Genomic DNA, 19,014 nt, shown 5'->3' with positions numbered 1-19,014 from the left:
GCGGCGCTGCCCAACAGTCCCCCGTCGGCGTCGCCTGGCTATCCTTGACCAACCTCGGTCAGTAAGTTCGATTCTGCCATTGTCTTCCACCGTTTACTCGCTAAGAATGAAGCATGCCGGTATACGTGAGGTCCCTTGAAACCGCAGTTCCGCCAACCATCCTCGTCCAGCAGCAGGCCCGTGAAGTCTTCGCTTCCCAACCAGGCCTGACACGGCTGGGAACGCGGCTTGTCAGCACGTGCTTTGACTCAGCAGCCATCGATACCCGTTACACGGCGGTTGCCGAACTCAGCCTTGATGCCCATTCGGAGAATCCGCAGTTCTTCGACCCCGCGACCAACAGGGTCCTCAGCCCGAGCACCAAGGTACGCAACGAAATCTTCGCAACCGAAGCAACCAAGTTGTTCGTGGAGGCAGGAAAGACGGCAGTAGCCCAGGCTTCGGGTATTGACCTCGATGACATCACCCATGTCATCACCGTCTCCTGTACAGGCTTTTTCAACCCCGGCCCCGACTACAAGGTTGTCCGGGCATTGGGCCTGAACCCGGCAGTTCAGCGCTACCACCTCGGCTTCATGGGCTGTTACGCAGCATTCCCCGCCCTCAAAGCCGCCAAACAGTTCTGTGTTGCTGATCCCGAGGCCGTGGTCCTGGTGATCTGCGTGGAACTCTGTTCCCTCCATGTACGCACCTCAAACGATCCCGACACCATCATGGGATCAGCCATCTTCGGTGATGGCGCGGCAGCGGCCATCGTGACGGCGAAAGAACCGGAAGGACCCGAACCGGTCATCAGGCTGGACCACTTCGAGACCGTACTCACACCCGTAGGTGAGGAAGCCATGGCGTGGAACATCGGCGATGAAGGATTCGAAATGGTGTTGGGCTCCTATGTCCCGCACATTATCGAGGAACACATCACCGGTGCCCTGGAACCGCTCCTCGCCAAGGAACCGGAGTTGGCCGGACTTCCTTACCGCGACATTACCCACTGGGCCATCCATCCAGGAGGCCGCAGCATCCTGGACAAGGTGGAGTCCAAACTGGAACTGACCCAGGAGCAGCTGGTCCCGGCCCGGGAAATACTGCGTGAGTACGGCAACATGAGCAGCGCCACGGTGCTCTTTGTCCTGAAGTACATGCTGGGCGTTCCCGCCAGCGAACGTGAGGAGCGGATCTGTTCCATGGCGTTCGGCCCGGGCCTGACGGTGGAGACGGGCCTCTTTACGCTTCTCTCCCCCGATCTGTGAGTCCTTGGGGGTCCCTTCGTGAGCGGGACCTGTATGCGGTTGAGGAGATGGACAAGACTGACTGCGACCCCCAACGGCTCACCCGGACCTATGCCAGGTTTCCGGTGGTCAACAGGCTGCTTTCCGGTTGGCGCCGAACCTACGTCCGCAGAATCCGGCCTGTGTTGGCGGCGCAAGGGTCGGCGTCCCTCCTGGATATTGGTTGCGGCAGTGGTGACGTTGCGCGCAGCCTCGCACACTGGGCCCGGAAAGACGGTTTCCTCCTTACTGTGACGGCGATCGATCCTGATGCCAGAGCCTTCGCCTTTGCTACCGGAACCGGCTCGGCCCAGGGTGTCACTTACCGTCAGGCCCACAGTTCCGAACTGGTGGCCGAGGGCAAGGTCTTTGACTTCGTCATCTCCAACCACATCCTCCACCACCTCGATTCCGGGCAACTCGCCGGTGTGCTGCGCGATTCCGAAGCCCTCAGCCGAGGCCTGGTGCTCCATAACGACCTCAAACGAAGCAACCTCTCCTACGTACTGTTCATGATCGGCTTCTGGCCCTTGGGACCAGGCTCCTACATCTGGGGTGACGGCTTGGTGTCCATCAAACGCAGTTACACAGCCCAGGAGCTGGAATCCACCGTTCCGGAGACCTGGAGCGTCGAGGCAAACGGTCCTTGGCACCACCTGCTGGTCCATGGGCCGGAGCGGCCTTGAGCCAGAGGGGGAAGATGTTTGACGTCGTGATCGTCGGTGCCGGTCCGGTGGGCCTGTTCATGGGGGCACTGTTGTTGCAGCGGGGTCACCGGGTGCGGATCCTGGAACGGAGGACCAGCCGCAGCGGGAGTTCGCGCGCCATCGGCATCCACCCTCCGGCGTTGGCGGAACTGGCCCGCGCGGGGGTTGCCGGGGAGCTGATTGCCGCCGGAGTACATATCCGGAGGGGCGTTGCCTACAGCCGGCGTCGCTTGGTGGCCCAGCTGGCGTTCGACGGCGATCCCGCCTTCCCCTTCATCCTTGCGGTACCGCAGGCGGTGACCGAGAGGGTCCTGGAGGAGGCAGTTCTTGACCTGGATGCCGAGGCAATTGTCCGGGGCGCGGATGTCCAGGAAGTAGTGGACGACTTCAGGTCGGTTCGGGTCGCAGCGGATTCCGCCGCTGGTGCCCTGGAGTTCCGCGCCCGCCTGGTGGTGGCCGCTGATGGAGCCCATTCAGCGGTCCGCCAACGGATCCTTCCACACCTGCCTGCACGGAGCTATCCGGATAGCTACATCATGGGAGATTTCGCTGATGCCACCGGTCACGGTACCGACGCTGTCCTGTACCTGGAGCCCGCCGGGATTGTTGAATCCTTTCCGCTGCCGGGCGGTGTGCGCAGATGGGTGGTCAGGTTGGGGTCACCGGACCAAGGCACGACGGCGGCCGGGCTGGCTGCGCTGATCGGCGCCAGAACCGGCGAGTTCCCGGATGCGGGCAGCAACACCATGGTGAGCGCCTTCGAGGTCCGGTCGCGCCTGGCAGAACGAATGGTGCACGGCCGGGTGGTTTTGCTCGGCGACGCAGCCCACGAAATCAGCCCGATCGGGGGCCAGGGCATGAACCTTGGCTGGTTGGATGCTGCAGCATTGGCGCCCATCATGGATGCATCATTCGGTGGTTCGGACGTGGGCCGGTTGCTTCAGGTCTTTGAAAAATCCCGCAGGAAATCGGCTCGGCGTGCATCGCGTCAGGCTGGACTGAACATGGCTTTGGGCAGGCCGTTGGCGCCGGCTGCCATGGAAGCCCGGAACAAACTCTTTGCCCAAGTGCTTGGGCTTCCGGCAGTCGCCGGGCTGGTGGAACGGCGCTTCACCATGCGCTAGCTATTCCGGCGTCGTGTAATAGCAGTCGTACGTATCCTGGCTGACGATCAGGCCGTCCCGGAGCTCAAAAACGGCTGTACTCCTGGCCCGGATGGTGTCGCCGCGGTCCCAGTGCGGAAGATCGAGCAACAGCGTGGCCGACCAGTTCATTTCAAGGACAACCCGGGTGCCCTGGGCGGTGGTTCTCACCACTTCGAATCGCTGATCGGCAACAATGTCCTTGCTGTGGTCGGCGCCGGCCAAAGTTTCCTGCAGGTTCCTGGTGGAGCCGGTTTTGGACAGGGCATGGGGCCACTCAGTCAGCTGGAAGTCCGGGGCAAGGAAGGGCCGCAGCTCAGCAGCTCCGCCGCCGGCTTCAACAGTCCGGACGAATCCGAGCACACGGTCCAATGAAGATGAATCGCTCATTCGTAGAGCCTAGCCCAACTCAACGGCGACCCTTGGGGATAGGCTCTTGCCATGAACCATCAACCCCATCCTGAGGCCGTGGGCCCGGCTACGGACTTCAACTCCACGCAGATCAGGGACGCCGTCCGCAGGTTGCTTGATGCTGATGGACTCCCGCCGATTGTCCAGGCCGGACACCCCGTGCTGCGACAGTTGGCGGCGCCCTATGACGGCCAATTGGACGACGTTGAACTCGCAGCCCTGGTGGACCGCATGCGTGAGGTCATGCACGATGCGCCCGGTGTCGGCCTGGCTGCTCCGCAGCTGGGCATTCCCCTGCAACTCGCGGTGTTGGAGGATCAGTATGATCTTGACCCGGTTTCGGCCGCTGTCCGGCACCGGGAACATTTGGAGTTTCTTGCCATTGTGAACCCGCAGTACTTGCCGTTGGGCTCGGAGACGGCCTCCTTCTATGAGGGCTGCCTCTCCGTCAACGGCTACCAGGCGGTGGTGACCCGGCACCGGAATGTGGAGCTGAGATACCTCACACCCGCGGGTGTGCGCGTGGAGGAATGGTTCTCCGGCTGGCAGGCGCGCATTGTCCAGCACGAGACGGACCACCTCCATGGAACGCTGTACCTGGACCGCGCCGAAATCAGGTCCCTTTCCAGCAATGCGGAGCATTCTGCCCGTTGGGCCGCTCCGGACATTGATGATGCCCGCCGGAACCTGGGCTTCCTGCGCTGAAAGGATCAACCAACGCAGCGTGCCGCCGGCAGGTCAGTCCTCCACTTGGTTTGACGCGGTAGGCAGGTGCTGTGCCCACCAGCGAAGGATGTGCTCAAAGCGCTGCTTCCGGTGGTGTGGTGTCCCTGACCTGGACAATTCGTGGTCTTCGCCCGGAAACACCAACAACGCGGTATCCACCCCTCGGGCCTTAAGTTCGGCGTAGTAGCGCTGCCCTTGTTCGATGGGGCACCGGAGGTCGTCTTCGCTGTGCACTACCAGGGTTGGAGTCTGGACGGAACCCACCACTGCCATGGGGCTCTGGGCAGTCATCTGTTCAAGGGTTCCACCGGTGTATTCGCCCCCGAAGAACCAGCCAATATCGGAAGAACCCGTGAAGCTGACCGGGTCCAGGAAGCCGCGTTCGACAATCGCTGCTTTGAAGCGGTGATCGTGGGCGATGGTCCAGGCAGTCAGGTAGCCACCATAGGAGCCGCCCATGATGCCTACCCGGTCCTTGTCCAGGGCCTTGTGGGCGGCTATGGCTGCATCCAGGTATGCAAGCACATCCTGCATATCCAGCGTGCCCATGTGCTCCTTGATGGCACGGCCATGTGTTTGGCCGTAACCGGCCGATCCGCGGGGGTTGCACATCACTACTGCGTATCCTGCGGCAGCGTAGACCTGTGCTTCGTCGAAGAAGGCTCCGGTGTACTGGGCGAATGGGCCGCCGTGGATCGTGAGCAGTACCGGATGGGGTCCGGGACCATCAGGGAGGACAAGCCAGCCATGGACGGGATGCCCATCGGAGGACTCGGCCTCGAAGTCCAAGGGCTCGCTGACCCGGGAATTGTTCCTGAGGCCGGCTGAGAAATCTGTCAGCAAACGCAGTTCCCCGCGTTCGAGGGAAGCGACATCGCCCACGGAAGCGGCATCGGCAAGACTCACCGCGATCTCTCCGTTGGCAGCTACCGTTGCGCCTATGACCACCCTTGCGCCATGGACCAAGGGGGTGATCTCTCCCACCGCGTTGACGTCAAGCAGTTCGACGCTGCCCAGGGCCGTGTTCAGGACAAGGACGCTGGAAGGGCCGCTGGGTTCCAAGGGTCCGGAAACGTCCAGATGTTCGACGTCGGTCAGGGCCGTTGCTTCTCCCCCACCGGTTGGCATGGCATACAGGACGCCGTTCCGGGCAACGAAGTCCCTGCCCGTAGTCCCGAGGTCCTGGGCTGTGTAGAACAACCAACCACCATCCAGGGAGGCGCGGACGCCGGTGACCGTTTGGAGTTTGCCGTGGGAAGGCTCGACGACGGACGGCTCGCCACCGGCGGCATCCACGCTGTAAACCGAGGTGACCAGATCGTCGTCGTGCCCTTCATGCAGGGCCGCCACGAAGAAAAGGTGCGAGCCGTCGGCAGAAAAACACGGGGACTCGTGGTCTGAGCCGCCAAACGTCAGTTGCGTCGCCGCGGGAATCCCCGGGGCGGCAGATTTTGGCTGTTCGTGGGCAGCCCGCCCACGGGGTGCCACTGCAGGCTCACCGCCCAACTCGGGAACCTCAACCACGAACACCTGCTGGGGCTGGTCGGCGGTGTATCCAACACCGTTCATCCGGTACTGGTTCGCCGTGATCAGGCGGGCGTCCTCGCCGGCTGCGCCCACACCGTCCACCGTTCCGTACCGCCCTTGTTCCGGGACGGGGGCCAAGAATGCAATCCGATGGGAGTCCGGCGCCCAGATGAAGCCGGCAACCCCTGAGTGTTGGGCAGTAATCCGTTGCGGTTCGCCGCCGGCGGCCTCCACAACGAACAACTGGGGTTTGCCGTCGGGATCACTTCGGAGAAACGCAAGGACCAGTCCGTCGGGTGAGAAAGCAGGGGAACTGTCCCTGAAGCCGCGGGTAATGCGACGCGGGTGCTTGGTGGTGTCCAGGGGCACTGTCCACAGCTGGCCGACGTAGCTGTCGGCGTCAAAATCCGGCCTGGTGACTGATACCACCGCCTTGGTCCCATCAGGGTGGATGGCCGGGGCGGACACTGAGTTCAGCAGGGGCAGTTGCTCGGGTTTCACGAGGGTGAGCCTAGCCCGGGACCCCGGTGGGCGGCTCCAGACACTCCGTCCAGCCTTAGGATTGAAGCCATGTTCTCCGATGCCCTCGCCGCCCTTCGCTGTCCCCTGTGCCAAGGGACGCTCCAGGTGCGGGAAGATCCGCGGAGGGCACTTGCCTGTGGGTCGGGGCACCTTTTCGATGCCGCCAAACAGGGCTACTTCAACTTGCTCACGGGCAAGGGCACTGTTTTCGAAGCAGACACCGCCGATATGGTGGCCGCCCGCCACCGGTTCCTGGACGCTGGACACTATTCAGGCTTGGCCGCAACAGTTGCGAAGGAAGCTGCGGGAGCCCTCCAGGGTCCCGGCGCCCTGGTTCTCGACGCCGGCACGGGCACGGGGCACTACCTCAATGCAGTTGTTAACCAGTCCGGAGCGGCAGCGATCGGCCTGGACATCTCCAAGTTTGCACTCCGCAGGGCTGCCCGCCTCAATCCCCAAGCGGTGAACCTTGTGTGGGACATTTGGCGTCCCTTGCCGGTGGCCGATCATTCGGTGGACGTGGTCATGGTGGTTTTTGCCCCGCGAAACCCGGCCGAATTCGCGCGGGTGATCCGTCCCGGCGGAAAACTGATAGTGGTGACACCCAGGCCGGGACACCTTGCCGAAGCAGCAGCGGCCACCGGAATGCTGGGCATTGAAGAGGGCAAGGAGGAACGTTTGGCCGGGACGATGAAGGACCATTTCAGTCCTGCTGCCGCTTACGGCCTGGACATCCCCCTTGAGCTGACTGGCCCGCAGGTGCAGGACCTGGCCTACATGGGACCGGCCGGCCACCACCACCGGCGCCACGCGGAGCAAGGCGTCCCTGCCGGTGTACTGGCCACCACGGCCAAGTTCCGGATCAGCGTATTTACCGCGTCCTGACGTGGGACGGCGCATCGGGCTAGGATGGAAGAACAGCGACTGTGATCCCGCCCGCGGGATCCGGGACCAAGGGGGAATCGATGTTCGAATGGCTCGGCGAGAATTGGTGGGCCCTCTGGCTCACAGCCTTCCTCGCGTTCGCAGTGGTGGAAATGCTCACCCTGGACCTCTTCTTCATCATGCTCGGCGGCGGAGCCTTGGCAGGCTTGGTGGCCGACTTTGCCGGCGCGGATTTCTGGCTCCAAATTGTCATCTTTTGCGTTGTTTCCCTCCTCATGATCGCGTTCGTGCGTCCCGTCGCCCTGAAGCACCTGCATAAGGGCCCCGAAGAACAACGGTCCAACATCGATCGCCTCATTGGCCAACCCGCTCTCGTCATCGAAGCCGTGAGCGGCACCAGTGGGCTTGTCAAAATCGGCGGCGACGTCTGGAGCGCCCGCAGCATCGCAGGGGTCATCGATCCCGGCGCAACAGTCCAGGTCACCAAAATCGACGGCGCGACGGCGGTAGTCGCCTCGCCCGCCGAAAACACCCCGCGCTGACAGCGCGCCTTACATTTATGCGGTTCGGCACTCTGGCCGGACCGCAGCATCAGACCACGCAATTGGGGAACGAAGGAGATGTATGGACGGCTTAGGAGGAACAGCAGCAGCAATCGTGCTGATTGTTCTCGTTATTTTTGTCATCATAGTGCTGGTCCGCTCGGTCAGGATCATCCCGCAGGCACGCGCCGGCGTCGTTGAACGGCTCGGGAAGTACCAGCGGACGCTGAATCCCGGGCTGACGATTCTGATTCCGTTCGTTGACCGGCTCCTGCCGCTCCTGGACCTCCGCGAACAAGTGGTGTCCTTCCCGCCGCAGCCCGTCATTACCGAAGACAACCTGGTGGTCTCGATTGACACCGTGGTCTACTTCCAGGTCACGGACCCCAGGGCAGCGACGTACGAAATCGCCAACTACATCCAAGCGGTCGAACAGTTGACCACCACCACGCTCCGTAACGTGGTGGGCGGGCTTAACCTCGAAGAAGCGCTCACCTCCCGCGACCAGATCAATGGTCAACTGCGCGGCGTTCTCGACGAAGCAACGGGCCGTTGGGGAATCCGTGTCTCGCGCGTGGAACTGAAGGCGATCGATCCGCCCCACTCCATCCAGGACTCGATGGAGAAGCAAATGCGCGCCGAGCGTGATCGCCGTGCAGCCATTTTGACAGCTGAGGGCACCAAGCAGTCCCAGATCCTTACTGCCGAAGGCCAACGGCAAGCTGCCATCCTTGCTGCCGAAGGTGATGCCAAGGCAGCCATCCTGCGTGCCGACGGTGAAGCCCAGGCAATCCAGAAGGTCTTCGATGCCATCCACAAGGGCAATCCGGACCAGAAGCTCCTTGCTTACCAGTACCTGCAGACCCTCCCGAAGATCGCTGAAGGAAGCTCCAACAAGCTGTGGATCATTCCCAGTGAAGTGGGCGAAGCGCTCAAGGGAATTGGAGGGGCCCTCGGCGGGAGCAACGGGGACTCTCCCGTAGGTCTTTTCGGTGGACACGACGGAACGACCTCCGCCGACACGGCCTCCGCGGAGCCCGCAAGGCCCGCCGAATAACTGGTACTACGGCGCTACGAGCGGTCAGCCACTCCGGCTGGCCGCTCGCTGCATGTGGGTGCTTTTAGGTAGTGGTGGTTGTTCGGCGTATAATGGGATATTTGTCCGGCTGGTTCAGTGCGGATGGAACATAAAAGCTTTGCCATGCGTTGCAATGAGTGATGCAAGGTGTGCAGAAGTAGTCCGTAAGGATCGTGAAAACGGCTTACGGCCAACGCGGGGTCCTTGCTCCGCGTACAGACAGAGGGAGTAATCATGAGCGATCGCAGCCTGCGGGGTATGCGTCTTGGCGCCCAAAGCATGGAAACTGAATCCGGCGTTGAACCGGCACCGCGCCAGCGGGTCGAGTACCGCTGCGAAGACGGCGAGCAGGTCTTCGTGACCTTCTCCTCCGAAGCTGAAATTCCCCCGGTATGGGTTTCCAAGACCGGCAAGGAAGCCCTCCTGGTCGATGGTGAGCGCCCGGTGGACGCTAACGAGAAAGCGGTCCGCACCCACTGGGACATGCTCCTGGAGCGCAGGAGCCTTCCTGAGCTGGAGCAGATCCTGGAGGATCGTTTGAACATTCTGCGTGAGCGCCGTGGAGAGCGCCGCTCCGCTTAGTCCGCACCTGTACTGGACCAACCGGCCTGTATGACCAGGCTGTGCGGACAGGCGGCTGAGCGACAGACGGTTGCGCGGACAGACGCAAAAAGGCCGGGTTCGGTTCCCACTGGGAACCGGACCCGGCCTTTTCTGTTAAAAAGTTACTTGGCCGTGGCCGAAGACTTGCGGGTCAGCTTGGCCCAACGGGCCGCCAATCCCCACTTGGTAACGTTGATCATGGCTTCCACCACGATGTTGCCGCTCATTTTCGAGGCACCCAGTTCACGTTCGACGAAGGTGATGGGACGTTCCTCGATGCGCAGGCCAAGCTTGGCTACCCTCCATGCGAGGTCCACCTGGAAACCGTAGCCAACCGACTCTACTTCATCCAGGTTCAGGGCTTCGAGGGTGCTGCGCTTAAAGGCGCGGTAGCCGCCGGTGACGTCCTTGATCTTGACCCCGAGCATGATGCGGGCATAAGTGCTGCCGATCCTGGAGATTGCCTGGCGGTAGAGCGGCCAGTTGACCACACTGCCACCGGGTACCCAGCGCGAGCCCATGGCCAGATCCGCTCCGTCTTTGACTGCATCCAGGAGCAGGGGCAACTGTTCGGGCTTATGCGAACCGTCCGCATCCATTTCCACCAGGACGTCGTACCCCGCGGCGAGGCCCCACTTGAAGCCGGCAATGTATGCAGCGCCGAGACCTTCCTTGCCCTTCCGATGAAGCACATGCACCTGGTGGTCCGCAGCAGCGAAGTCATCTGCGAGCCGTCCCGTACCATCAGGGCTGTTGTCGTCAACCACCAGGACATCGGACCCGGGAACTGCTGCGCGCAGCCGCCCCAGGGTCACAGGGAGCGATTCGAGCTCGTTGTAGGTGGGAATGATCGTCAGGACACGCAAGTAGAGGCCTTTCCTTGATGGAGCGGTCAGTGTGCAGGATCAGCCATAGCGGCTGGAATTCCGGCGCAACTCTCCATTATAGGACGCCGGAAGGCACTGCCTCGGCGGCTGTGGCGTCCGACACAATCAAAAGTGCACTTTGGGGCGGGGCATGGCCCGCGGGCAGATCCGCAAGCCCAGGACCAGTGGCGACCGGGCAATGAGTCCCGGTCGGACTGTTTTCTGGGTCGTTGCGGACCTGCCCACCTGTTTGCCGCCACCATGAACGGGTTCCGGCCACGACCGGACCACCAAACCGCGGCTCTCGTACCCTGGATTGATCATCCGTAGAGCCCTAATGCTACGGACTCACCCCGGGCTGTCAACCGGTCGGTGACCTGCGGATCCGGGTGTCATCCCAGCTCAAAGGCACCTTGGATGATGCAGAAAATATGTGCCTAGACGCGGAGCGATTCGTGGGCGAACAGCTCCCGCCCCTCACGAACCGTCTGCAGGCAACGGGGGTCACTGCCGGTATCGAGTGCCGGCAGCAGCGGGGTCCGCGCCCGCGGATCCGTGCTCCACGACTGAACCCGGCTGTCTGCCACCTGGACCATGAGCTCTTCGACTTCCCATACAGCGAAACTGGCGGGCGCACCTGGCACCAGTTGTCCCATCAGGGGGTTGCGGTGCTTCGCGGCCCGCCAGCCGGCGCGGGTATGGCCAAGGAAGGCGGCCCTGGCGGAAATCCGTTGGTCAGGGTTGCTGTGTTCCAGGCACGCGCGCACGCTGGACCACGGCCGCAACGGTGTAACGGGGCTGTCGCTGCCAAAGGCAATGGGGACGCCACTGGCGTAGAAGGACGCAAACGGGTTCATGGCCTTGCTGCGACCACCCAGGCGCTGTTCATACAGCCCGCCCGTAGCACCCCAGGCCGCGTCGAAGCCCGGTTGGACACTGACGGTCATGGAATACTTGGCCAGTTTGTCGATGGCGGATTGATCGGCCAGTTCAACATGCTCAAGCCGGTGTCCGGCAGCCCGGATCCGCTGCTCCCCCACCTCGGCAGCAGCAACGTCCAACGCTTCCAGAACTGCGGCCAGGCCGGCATCGCCAATGACATGGAACCCTGCCTGGATGCCGAGCTGGGATGTGGCAACCAGATGCCGGGCTGCTTCATCGACCGAAAGGTACAGGCTGCCGCGGTTCCCGGGAGCATCCGAATAGTCCTCCAGGAGGGCGGCCGTCCGGGAACCCAAGGAACCGTCCACGTTGAGGTCTCCGGCGAGACCCAGGACCTTGGTCCCAAGACCGGCCAGAATACTCTCGGCGTGTTCTGCGGAGGATGCCAGTTCACCCCAGTACGGAAGTACTTCAGGGCTGATGCCGTCCTCATTCCACGAGGCAGAGAGCCGTAGGTCCTCGGGGCCGCAGATATGGGGCGCCGACATCTCGGCCATAGCCACGTATCCGTTGGAAGCGGCTTCCTTAAGGGCGCGTTCCTGGAGCGCGCGCCTTTGGGGTTCGGGGAAGCGTCGGGCGGCCAGGCGTGCTGCGGTGTGGGCTCCGCGTATCACCCGGGCGTCCCCGCCGAACCCGTCAAGGTTCCTGAGGCCGGCCGCTGCGGCCAAGGACGATGAGACCAGGGCGGAGTGGACATCGATGCGTGAGAGATAGACCTGTCGTCCGCCCGATGCCCGATCCAGCTCTTCAAGCGTAGGCAAAGAGGGATCGTTCCAGGCGGTTTCATCCCAGCCGTGGCCAATAATGGTGCCACTGCCGCCCGCGCCGGCTACGGCGTCGAGCAGCTCCTGGGAGGAACGGACCCCGCCAAGGTCCAGGCCGGACAGGGCCAGGCCCGTTTCCGTCAGGTGAGCATGGGAGTCGACAAAGCCGGGAGCCAGGAGGGCGCCACGGAGGTCGATGATCTCCATTGAAGCGTCAGCGATGGACGTGGCGGCCTGCTCCGAGCCAACCCAGGCCACGGTATCGCCATCGACCACCATGGCGGTGGCAAAGGGATCAGCGGCTGTATAGATGGACCCGTTGCGGTACATGGTGACCTTGCGGTCCGCTCCAGTGTGGTGCTGGCCGGCCGGTGCGCCTGGCTGATTCATGCGGTGTGCTCCTTGAGCGTCGAAAAATGTCAATCGGTGGAGGTGGCGCTAAGCCACGGTGGAGTAGGCCACTACACCGCGGCGAACCAGGTCAATGGACTCGCGGCAAATCCGTGCCGCCCTTGGATCCAGCTGCGGGATCTTGGCCAGTTGGTCCAGCAGATCCACTACTTGCTTGGCCCAGCGCACGAAGTCGCCTGCTGCGAGGTCGGTGCCGCTGAGAACGTCCTGGAGATGTCGCCCCTTGGCCCACTTGTACATTGGCCACATCAGACCCAGCTCCGGTTCGCCGGTCAAGGGAAGTCGGTGGTGTTCTTCGGTGTCCTCCAGCTGGGACCATTCCCGGACGACGATATCCACCGCTGACTCCAGGGAAACGGACGGCATCCTTGGCCGCAAGCCACGGTCTTCGCGTTTGGCTTGATACACCAGCGTGCTGGCCAATGAGGCAAGTTCGGCGGCATCGAGGTCATTCAGGGCTCCGCGCCGGACCGACTGGGAGATGAGCAAATCCTTTTCACCATAAATCCGGCGAAGCCGCTGCCCATCGGCGCTGATGGTGACGTTGCCGGCGTCGTTCGTCTCCAGGTAGCCGTAGGCGGAGAGCAGATCGCACACGCGGTCGAACGTCTTTGCGATCGTGTTGGTGCGGCCCTGGATCTGGCGGACCAGGCCGTCGGTTTCCCTGCGCAACTTCCACCAGCGCTCCGACCACCGGGCGTGGTCTTCCCGCTCGCTGCATCCGTGGCAGGGGTGCGCCCTGAGGGCACGCCTCAGATCCGCGATCTTCTTCTCCTGGTCCGGCAGCCGCGCGCCCAGGCCGAAGTCTTCGTGCCGGCTGTTACGGCGGCTGTGCGGTGCGTCTTCGCTGATGGCGTGGCGCATGGAGGATGCGAGGTCGCGGCGTGACTTGGGTACTTTTGCATTGAAGGACTTGGGAATCCGGATCCTGGTTACCGGAGAAACAGGTCCTTCGAGATCGTGCACGCCAATCCGACGAAGCTGGTTATCGGAGGTCAGCACTGATGGCCGGGGCTCACGGGCGTTCGGATCCACGTCAAGAACCACCGCATGGCCGGCAAGCCTGCCGCTGTAAATGCTGATGACATCGCCGGGGATCAACCTGGCCAGGGAATCAGCAACGTGCGACTTACGGGCACGCTGGTGGTCCCGGGCCGCGAAGTTCTCGGCATCGCTGAGTTCGCGCCGGAGTTTTGCGTACTCGGTGAAGTCACCCAGATGGCATTGCATGGACTTGGCATAGCCGGCCAGTGACTCTTCCCGCCCCCGCACCTGCCGGGCAAGGCCCACCACGGAACGGTCAGCTTGGAACTGCGCGAAGGAGGACTCCAGGATTTCGCGCGCCCGGACGCGGCCAAACTGGGCGATCAGGTTAATGCTCATGTTGTAGGTGGGCCGGAAGCTGGAGTTCAGGGGATACGTGCGGCGTGACGCCAGGCCGGCCACGGCAGCGGGGTCCGTCCCCGGCTGCCACAGCACCACGGCATGCCCTTCGACGTCGATGCCCCGGCGTCCTGCCCGGCCTGTCAGCTGGGTGTACTCCCCCGCAGTGATGTTGACGTGGGCTTCACCGTTGAACTTTTCCAGTTTTTCCAGGACCACGCAGCGGGCCGGCATGTTGACGCCCAAGGCCAGTGTTTCCGTGGCGAAGACAGCCTTGACCAAGCCGTCGGCAAAGAGCTTTTCCACCACCTCCTTGAAGGTGGGCAGCATGCCTGCGTGGTGGGCGGCAAAGCCCCTCATGAGTCCGTCACGCCAGCCCCAGAAGCCCAGGACGTCGAGGTCATCGGCTGGAATCTCGTGGCTGGCTTCGTCCACGCGCTGGGCGATGACCTGCTGTTCACGCTCGGTTGTCAGCCACAGCCCTGAGGCGGCACACTGTGCGACTGCAGCGTCGCAGCCTGCCCTCGAGAAAATGAAAGTAATGGCAGGCAGAAGATCCTGGCGCCTCAGGCACTCAATGACTTGTGGCCGGCTGGCCTTGCGCACAGGACTGCGCTGCTCGGATTGCTGCCGTTCGTCGCGGTGACGGTCCTGACGACGGCGGCTGCGTCCGCCGTGGCCGTAGCGGCCGCTCATGTTCATGCGGCTCTCGGAACGGGCCATGGCCAGGAGGTCCGGATTGACCTCAAACTCGGGCCCGGTCACCGCTTGATGGACTTTGGCTGCGGACGAACGCTTCGCGTGGACCTTCCGGCGTTCCGCGGAGCTGGGTTCGGAGGCTACCTCGGCGGCCTCGGAGATCTCGGGCACCTCGGTTTCCGGCGCGCCAGTGGCTTGTGGCGCAATTTCATCAAAGGTGGTGTCGCCGGCGAAGAGGTCGACTATTTCGCGGCCCACCATGACGTGCTGCCACAATGGCACCGGCCGGTGCTCGGACACGATGACATCGGTATCGCCCCGGACAGTGTCCAGCCAGGCGCCAAACTCCTCAGCATTGGACACCGTGGCGCTCAGGGAGGCCACTTGTACCTCGCTGGGCAGGTGGATTATGACTTCTTCCCAGACGGCACCGCGGAAGCGGTCGGCCAGGTAATGGACCTCGTCCATCACCACGAACCCCAGGTCACCAAGGGTTTCCGAATCCGCGTACAACATGTTGCGCAGGACCTCGGTGGTCATGACCACTACAGGGGCGTCCCCGTTGATGGTGGTGTCACCTGTCAGGAGCCCAACATTGGCGGCGCCGTACTTTGATGCCAGCTCCGAGAACTTCTGGTTGCTGAGCGCTTTGATGGGCGTGGTGTAGAAAGCCTTGAGGCCGCGTTCCAAGGCCAGGTAGATCGCGAATTCACCAACGATCGTCTTGCCTGCTCCCGTGGGTGCTGCAACCAGCACGCCACGGCCTTCCTGCAGCGACCTGCACGCCTCACGTTGGAAGTCGTCCAGTTCAAAATCCAGGGAACGGCTGAAAGCGCCCAGATAGGTTTTGGACTCAGCAGCCCGCTGCGCTGCAGCCTGGTAGCTCTCTGACGGTGAAGGAGACCCGGAAATAGAGGACATGCATCAAGCCTAGTGGCCCACGGTCTAGAGATTCTCCAGATCCGTGGCCGGCGTCGCAATGTCCGCAGTGGCTTCAGTCTCAGCTGCCCTCTTGATGGCGCGGCGTTCGCGGCGGCGGTCATTGAGGACGCAGACTCCAATGGCCGCGAAGAACAGGAGCAACATGGGTGCTGCGAGATAGAACATGCTCATGGCATCAGCGCCGGGAGCAGCCATGGCAGCGAACAAGCAGACCAGGAAGATGGTGATGCGCCAACTCTTGATCAGTTGCTTGCCTTTGACAATGCCGGCGAGGTTCAGCCCGACCAGCACCACGGGAACCAGGAAGGCAATGCCGAACGCCAGCAGGAGCCTCAGCACGAATGCCAGGTAGATTTCGGCACTGATGAAGTTGGACCCGCCCTGCGGCGTGAAGTCGGTCAGTACGCGGACGGCGTTGGGCAGGACCAGCCAGGCGAGCAGTACGCCGCCGATGAAGAGGGGCACGGCCGCGGCCACGAAGGACAACGCCAGCCGCCGCTCCTTCTTGTGGAGGCCCGGCACGATGAACGCCCAGAGCTGGTAGATCCACACCGGGCTTGCCAGGAGCACGCCAAGGAACACCGAGACCTGGACCATGAGGTCAAAGGAACTGGCCACTCCATCAAAGTTCAGGGTGGCGGCACGCCCCTCCTTCTCGTTGAGGTCCTTGATCGGTTTGATCAGGGCCTCCAGGAGCGGCTGGTAGACGATGAAGCCCACCACGGTGCCCAGGATGATGCCGATTGCAGCCTTGAAGAGCCGGTTCTTCAGCTCCTTGAGGTGGTCAAGGAGCGCCATCCGGGCTTCGGGGTTGGCCTTGCGCCCCTTCGTTTCTACCACTTCTCTTTAGACGCGGTTGGAGGGCGGAACGTCAGTCTCGCCGTTGTTCCTGGCCTTGGCGTCGGGGTGGCCTACTACCTTGCCTTCAACGGCGTCGGAAGCCTCCGCGGAGTCCTTCGTTTCAGAAGAACCGTCCTTCTTCATTTCCCGGACTTCCGACTTGAAAATGCGCATCGACTGCCCAATGCTGCGCGCCATGGACGGCAGCTTCGGCGCTGCGAAGAGCACCAGAGCCAGGACGATGATGATGATGAGATGCCAGCCTTCGAGCCTCATGTGGGGAGGTCCTTTCCTTTTGGATACATCCTACGTCTATCTGAATTCAATGTCGTGCAGGGATTGGGGCTGACCCCGCTCTGCTTTGCGCTTGACGCGCTTCTGGCGACGAACTTCCTGGCGGAAGGCTTTGGCCGTCAGGTAATCATGACGCATCTGATCCGGTGAGGCAAAAATTGCGGACCCCGGCACGGGGCTGTCTTCCGGCGTTTCAACATCGGAGGTTTCGGGCGCAGGTGAAAGGTTGCTGAAACGTTTACCCGCGTCGCCCAGTTCATGAACAGTTGACATGAATTTCCTGAACAAGCGATACCCAAGCGTCAGGTGAAGCAGCAACGAAAGGGCTATGAGCGCGATCCACAACAGGATCCAGAACCACCAAGGCATCTGAGTAGTCTAGCCAGCCGTGCCGTCAGAAAGGGAGTCGTACTGATTCGCCGCCGCGTTCAGCCATACCCGTGTTTCCTCCCGCAAGGCCTGCGGGTCCAGTATCCGGACCGCTCCGCCGTGTTGCGAAACGAACATGGGCAGCCAGTCTGCGGTGCCGAACCGTACTTCAGCGAGGAGGCCGCCGTCGGGCAGTTGTGCCGTGCGTTCAGCGTAGTAGTCATCCGCCAGCCCGGAGCCTTGCCTGGTCAGCTGGAGCACCACCAGGACGTCGTCGTCGCTGGGCGTAAACAGCCGTGCAGGGTAATCCTGCTCTGCAGTAGCCAGTCCCGATGCCGGAAGTCCGTTCGGTTCAACGATTTCCACCCTGTCCAGGCGGAAGTTCCTGATTCCGGCCTTGCTGTGGCAGTACGCCTCGAAGTACCACGTATTATCCAGCGAATAGAGCCGCAACGGATCAACATCGCGTTCGGTCAGTTCATCGCGTTGCCGGGAAAAGTACTTCAGATGCAGTTGGCGTCCGTCCCGGATCGCCTGGGTGATGACGGCGAAGGCCTGGGATTGTTCAGGCTCTATGGATTGTCCCGCGACGGCACCGGCCAAGCGTCCGGCCTGCCCCGCCGCGCCGGTCAGCTTGATGGTGACAGACTCCAGGGCGCTCCCCGGCTGGTCTTCGGAGACGCCGGCCAGTGATGGCAGATCGCCCAGCATGGCCAGGCCGGTCAGCAATGCAGCGGCTTCGTCTTCGTTGAAACGCACCGGACGGTTCAGCTCCAAATGCTCGGAGATGTACACATGGTCGTTTTCCCACTGGATATCCAGGAGGTCATCCGGGTATCCCTCCGGTAGTCCGGAGCAGATGAGGATCTTGAGGTCGTCAATCAGCGCCTTGCGCGTAATACCGAAATGATCTGCCACTTCCTGGATGTGCAGACCTTGGTGGTGTACCAGGAAAGGGACCAACTGAAGCATCCTGGCCAGTTGGTCTTCCGAGGTACGTTTGCGGGCCCGCTGCGCCCGTGCGGCCTCAGGAAACTCCACCGGAACAGGCGGTTCAGCGTCGAATTCCAAGGCAGCCCTGAGCCGGCGTACGACGGCGTCACGCAGCTCGGCGGGACCCTCCACTTTGACGTGGGGGCCGTAGGAGGCCAGTTCTTCAGCAAAAGCCTCCGGGTCGCGGAACTCAACGGTGACCCGGTCACGGCCGCGGTCATCCGGAGCCGTTTCGAGGGCCCTTTTCCGCAAGGCAAGCAGCCGGTCCTTGTCGATAACCAGCACCGCTCGCTGCTCGGGCAACTCGTGCAGGGCATCCAGCTCAGCCCGGGCATTGAAACCGGCCGGAGGTTCGAAAATGCTCCCGGGCACCACGGTTACCGCGGTTGTCATCCGCGAAAGGCGGAACAGCCTCTTCGCTCCCCTCCCCCGGTCAAAGCCCACGAGGTACCACTGGCCAAAGCGGCTGCCCAGGCCCCAGGGCTCAACCTCGCGCACCTCTTCACGCCCGGTACTGACCGCGAGGTAGCCGAAGCGGACCGGATGGTTTCCATGCATGGCTGCTACGACGTCGTCGAAGGCCTGGCCCGCAGGCTTGATGCGGGGCTGGACCCCGGCAGGAAGGTCAACGTCCGCGAAACCTCCCGCGGCCTGAAGTTTTCGGACCGCGTTCGCAGCGGCCGAACCAAGTGCTGCCCGTTCCCACAGTTGCGCGGCGAGCAACAGAACGGTGCATTCTGCAGGCGTCAGGCTTACATCAGGGAGCCGGTTGGAGTCCTTGCCGATGCGGTAGCGCGTTGACGCCGGGTCATCGACACCGAAGTGCCGGGGGTCGGTGAGGGTCTCGATGTCAAAGCCGAACTGCTTCAAATCCACTTTGTCGCGCTCGAACATGCGCCCAAAGGCAACGTCGTTCTCTGCGGAGTCGTGATAGACCTTCTCGCGGAGGACGGAGCGTGGAAGGCCCACCCTGGTATTGAGCAAAGCCAGGAGAAGGTTCAGGAGTCGTTCAGTGCGGGATGCGGACACGTTGCTACGTTACTAAAGACCGGCGGGAAAGCAGCAAGGCGCGTCACCAACCGGGAAAACCGGAAGGTGAC

Annotated in this window: 17 protein-coding genes; 8 read left to right on the top strand and 9 right to left on the bottom strand. The window is 62.6% G+C overall.

Annotated elements, in window-relative coordinates; all coding sequences use genetic code 11:
• Positions 1-113 precede the first annotated feature (113 nt).
• From BLQ01_RS11710 to BLQ01_RS11700, 3 genes are read left to right on the top strand one after another with little or no spacing between them, the layout of a single operon-like run.
• Entirely contained in the window at positions 114-1,250 is a 1,137-nt protein-coding gene (locus BLQ01_RS11710) for a type III polyketide synthase (RefSeq protein WP_026540723.1), read from the top strand.
• Positions 1,247-1,954, top strand: a complete 708-nt coding sequence (locus BLQ01_RS11705; RefSeq protein WP_091551852.1) for a class I SAM-dependent methyltransferase — start codon at positions 1,247-1,249, stop codon at positions 1,952-1,954. Before BLQ01_RS11710 ends, BLQ01_RS11705 begins: the two co-directional genes overlap by 4 nt.
• A gap of 14 nt (positions 1,955-1,968) precedes the next feature.
• Positions 1,969-3,099 carry an FAD-dependent oxidoreductase gene (locus tag BLQ01_RS11700; protein ID WP_091551850.1) on the top strand — a complete coding sequence of 377 codons (1,131 nt, stop codon included), beginning with the start codon at positions 1,969-1,971 and terminating at the stop codon, positions 3,097-3,099.
• Here the strand turns inward: BLQ01_RS11700 and BLQ01_RS11695 are convergent, their stop codons facing one another.
• A complete protein-coding gene (locus BLQ01_RS11695; RefSeq protein WP_026540720.1) occupies positions 3,100-3,507 on the bottom strand; it encodes a nuclear transport factor 2 family protein in 408 nt (135 codons plus the stop codon). It lies immediately after the preceding gene.
• A 51-nt stretch (positions 3,508-3,558) separates the two neighbouring features.
• On the opposite strand from BLQ01_RS11695, the gene BLQ01_RS11690 reads away from it, so the two are divergent.
• Positions 3,559-4,233, top strand: coding sequence for a peptide deformylase (locus tag BLQ01_RS11690; protein ID WP_091551849.1), 675 nt, complete (start codon positions 3,559-3,561; stop codon positions 4,231-4,233).
• Positions 4,234-4,266: 33 nt separating this feature from the next.
• On the opposite strand, the gene BLQ01_RS11685 is transcribed toward BLQ01_RS11690, so the two are convergent.
• A complete protein-coding gene (locus BLQ01_RS11685) occupies positions 4,267-6,282 on the bottom strand; it encodes a S9 family peptidase (protein WP_091551847.1) in 2,016 nt (671 codons plus the stop codon).
• A gap of 69 nt (positions 6,283-6,351) precedes the next feature.
• Here BLQ01_RS11685 and BLQ01_RS11680 point away from each other — a divergent pair, with 69 nt between their 5' ends.
• From BLQ01_RS11680 to BLQ01_RS11665, 4 genes are all read left to right on the top strand, one after another.
• The gene (locus tag BLQ01_RS11680; RefSeq protein WP_026540717.1) at positions 6,352-7,188 is read left to right on the top strand and encodes a methyltransferase domain-containing protein; all 837 of its coding nucleotides are present in this window, start codon (positions 6,352-6,354) and stop codon (positions 7,186-7,188) included.
• A gap of 80 nt (positions 7,189-7,268) precedes the next feature.
• Complete coding sequence (locus BLQ01_RS11675) at positions 7,269-7,730, top strand: NfeD family protein (RefSeq protein ID WP_091552003.1); 462 nt, start codon at positions 7,269-7,271, stop codon at positions 7,728-7,730.
• An 82-nt stretch (positions 7,731-7,812) separates the two neighbouring features.
• Positions 7,813-8,787, top strand: a complete 975-nt coding sequence (locus tag BLQ01_RS11670; RefSeq protein ID WP_091551846.1) for an SPFH domain-containing protein — start codon at positions 7,813-7,815, stop codon at positions 8,785-8,787.
• A gap of 255 nt (positions 8,788-9,042) precedes the next feature.
• Positions 9,043-9,390 (top strand): RNA polymerase-binding protein RbpA, encoded by a 348-nt coding sequence (locus BLQ01_RS11665; RefSeq protein ID WP_011774875.1) that lies wholly within the window; start codon positions 9,043-9,045, stop codon positions 9,388-9,390.
• 143 nt (positions 9,391-9,533) lie between these two features.
• Here BLQ01_RS11665 and BLQ01_RS11660 read toward each other — a convergent pair whose 3' ends face one another.
• From BLQ01_RS11660 to BLQ01_RS11630, 7 genes are all read right to left on the bottom strand, one after another.
• Positions 9,534-10,277, bottom strand: coding sequence for a polyprenol monophosphomannose synthase (locus BLQ01_RS11660; RefSeq protein WP_091551844.1), 744 nt, complete (start codon positions 10,275-10,277; stop codon positions 9,534-9,536).
• 437 nt (positions 10,278-10,714) lie between these two features.
• Complete coding sequence (locus BLQ01_RS11655; protein WP_091551843.1) at positions 10,715-12,373, bottom strand: amidohydrolase; 1,659 nt, start codon at positions 12,371-12,373, stop codon at positions 10,715-10,717.
• A 48-nt stretch (positions 12,374-12,421) separates the two neighbouring features.
• Positions 12,422-15,397, bottom strand: coding sequence for a DEAD/DEAH box helicase (locus BLQ01_RS11650; protein WP_091551841.1), 2,976 nt, complete (start codon positions 15,395-15,397; stop codon positions 12,422-12,424).
• Between the two features lie 24 nt (positions 15,398-15,421).
• Positions 15,422-16,258: a twin-arginine translocase subunit TatC gene (gene tatC / locus BLQ01_RS11645; protein ID WP_035760665.1), complete on the bottom strand. Its 837-nt coding sequence runs from the start codon at positions 16,256-16,258 to the stop codon at positions 15,422-15,424.
• Positions 16,259-16,264: 6 nt separating this feature from the next.
• Entirely contained in the window at positions 16,265-16,534 is a 270-nt protein-coding gene (gene tatA / locus BLQ01_RS11640) for a Sec-independent protein translocase subunit TatA (RefSeq protein WP_026540710.1), read from the bottom strand.
• Between the two features lie 36 nt (positions 16,535-16,570).
• Complete coding sequence (locus tag BLQ01_RS11635; protein WP_026540709.1) at positions 16,571-16,921, bottom strand: hypothetical protein; 351 nt, start codon at positions 16,919-16,921, stop codon at positions 16,571-16,573.
• Positions 16,922-16,930: 9 nt separating this feature from the next.
• The gene (locus tag BLQ01_RS11630; protein ID WP_091551839.1) at positions 16,931-18,943 is read right to left on the bottom strand and encodes a helix-turn-helix transcriptional regulator; all 2,013 of its coding nucleotides are present in this window, start codon (positions 18,941-18,943) and stop codon (positions 16,931-16,933) included.
• Positions 18,944-19,014: the final 71 nt, after the last annotated feature.

The organism is Arthrobacter sp. UNCCL28 (assembly GCF_900102805.1).
GTDB classification, from domain to species: domain Bacteria; phylum Actinomycetota; class Actinomycetes; order Actinomycetales; family Micrococcaceae; genus Arthrobacter; species Arthrobacter nicotinovorans_A.
This window is presented reverse-complemented; position numbering and strand designations above follow the sequence as displayed.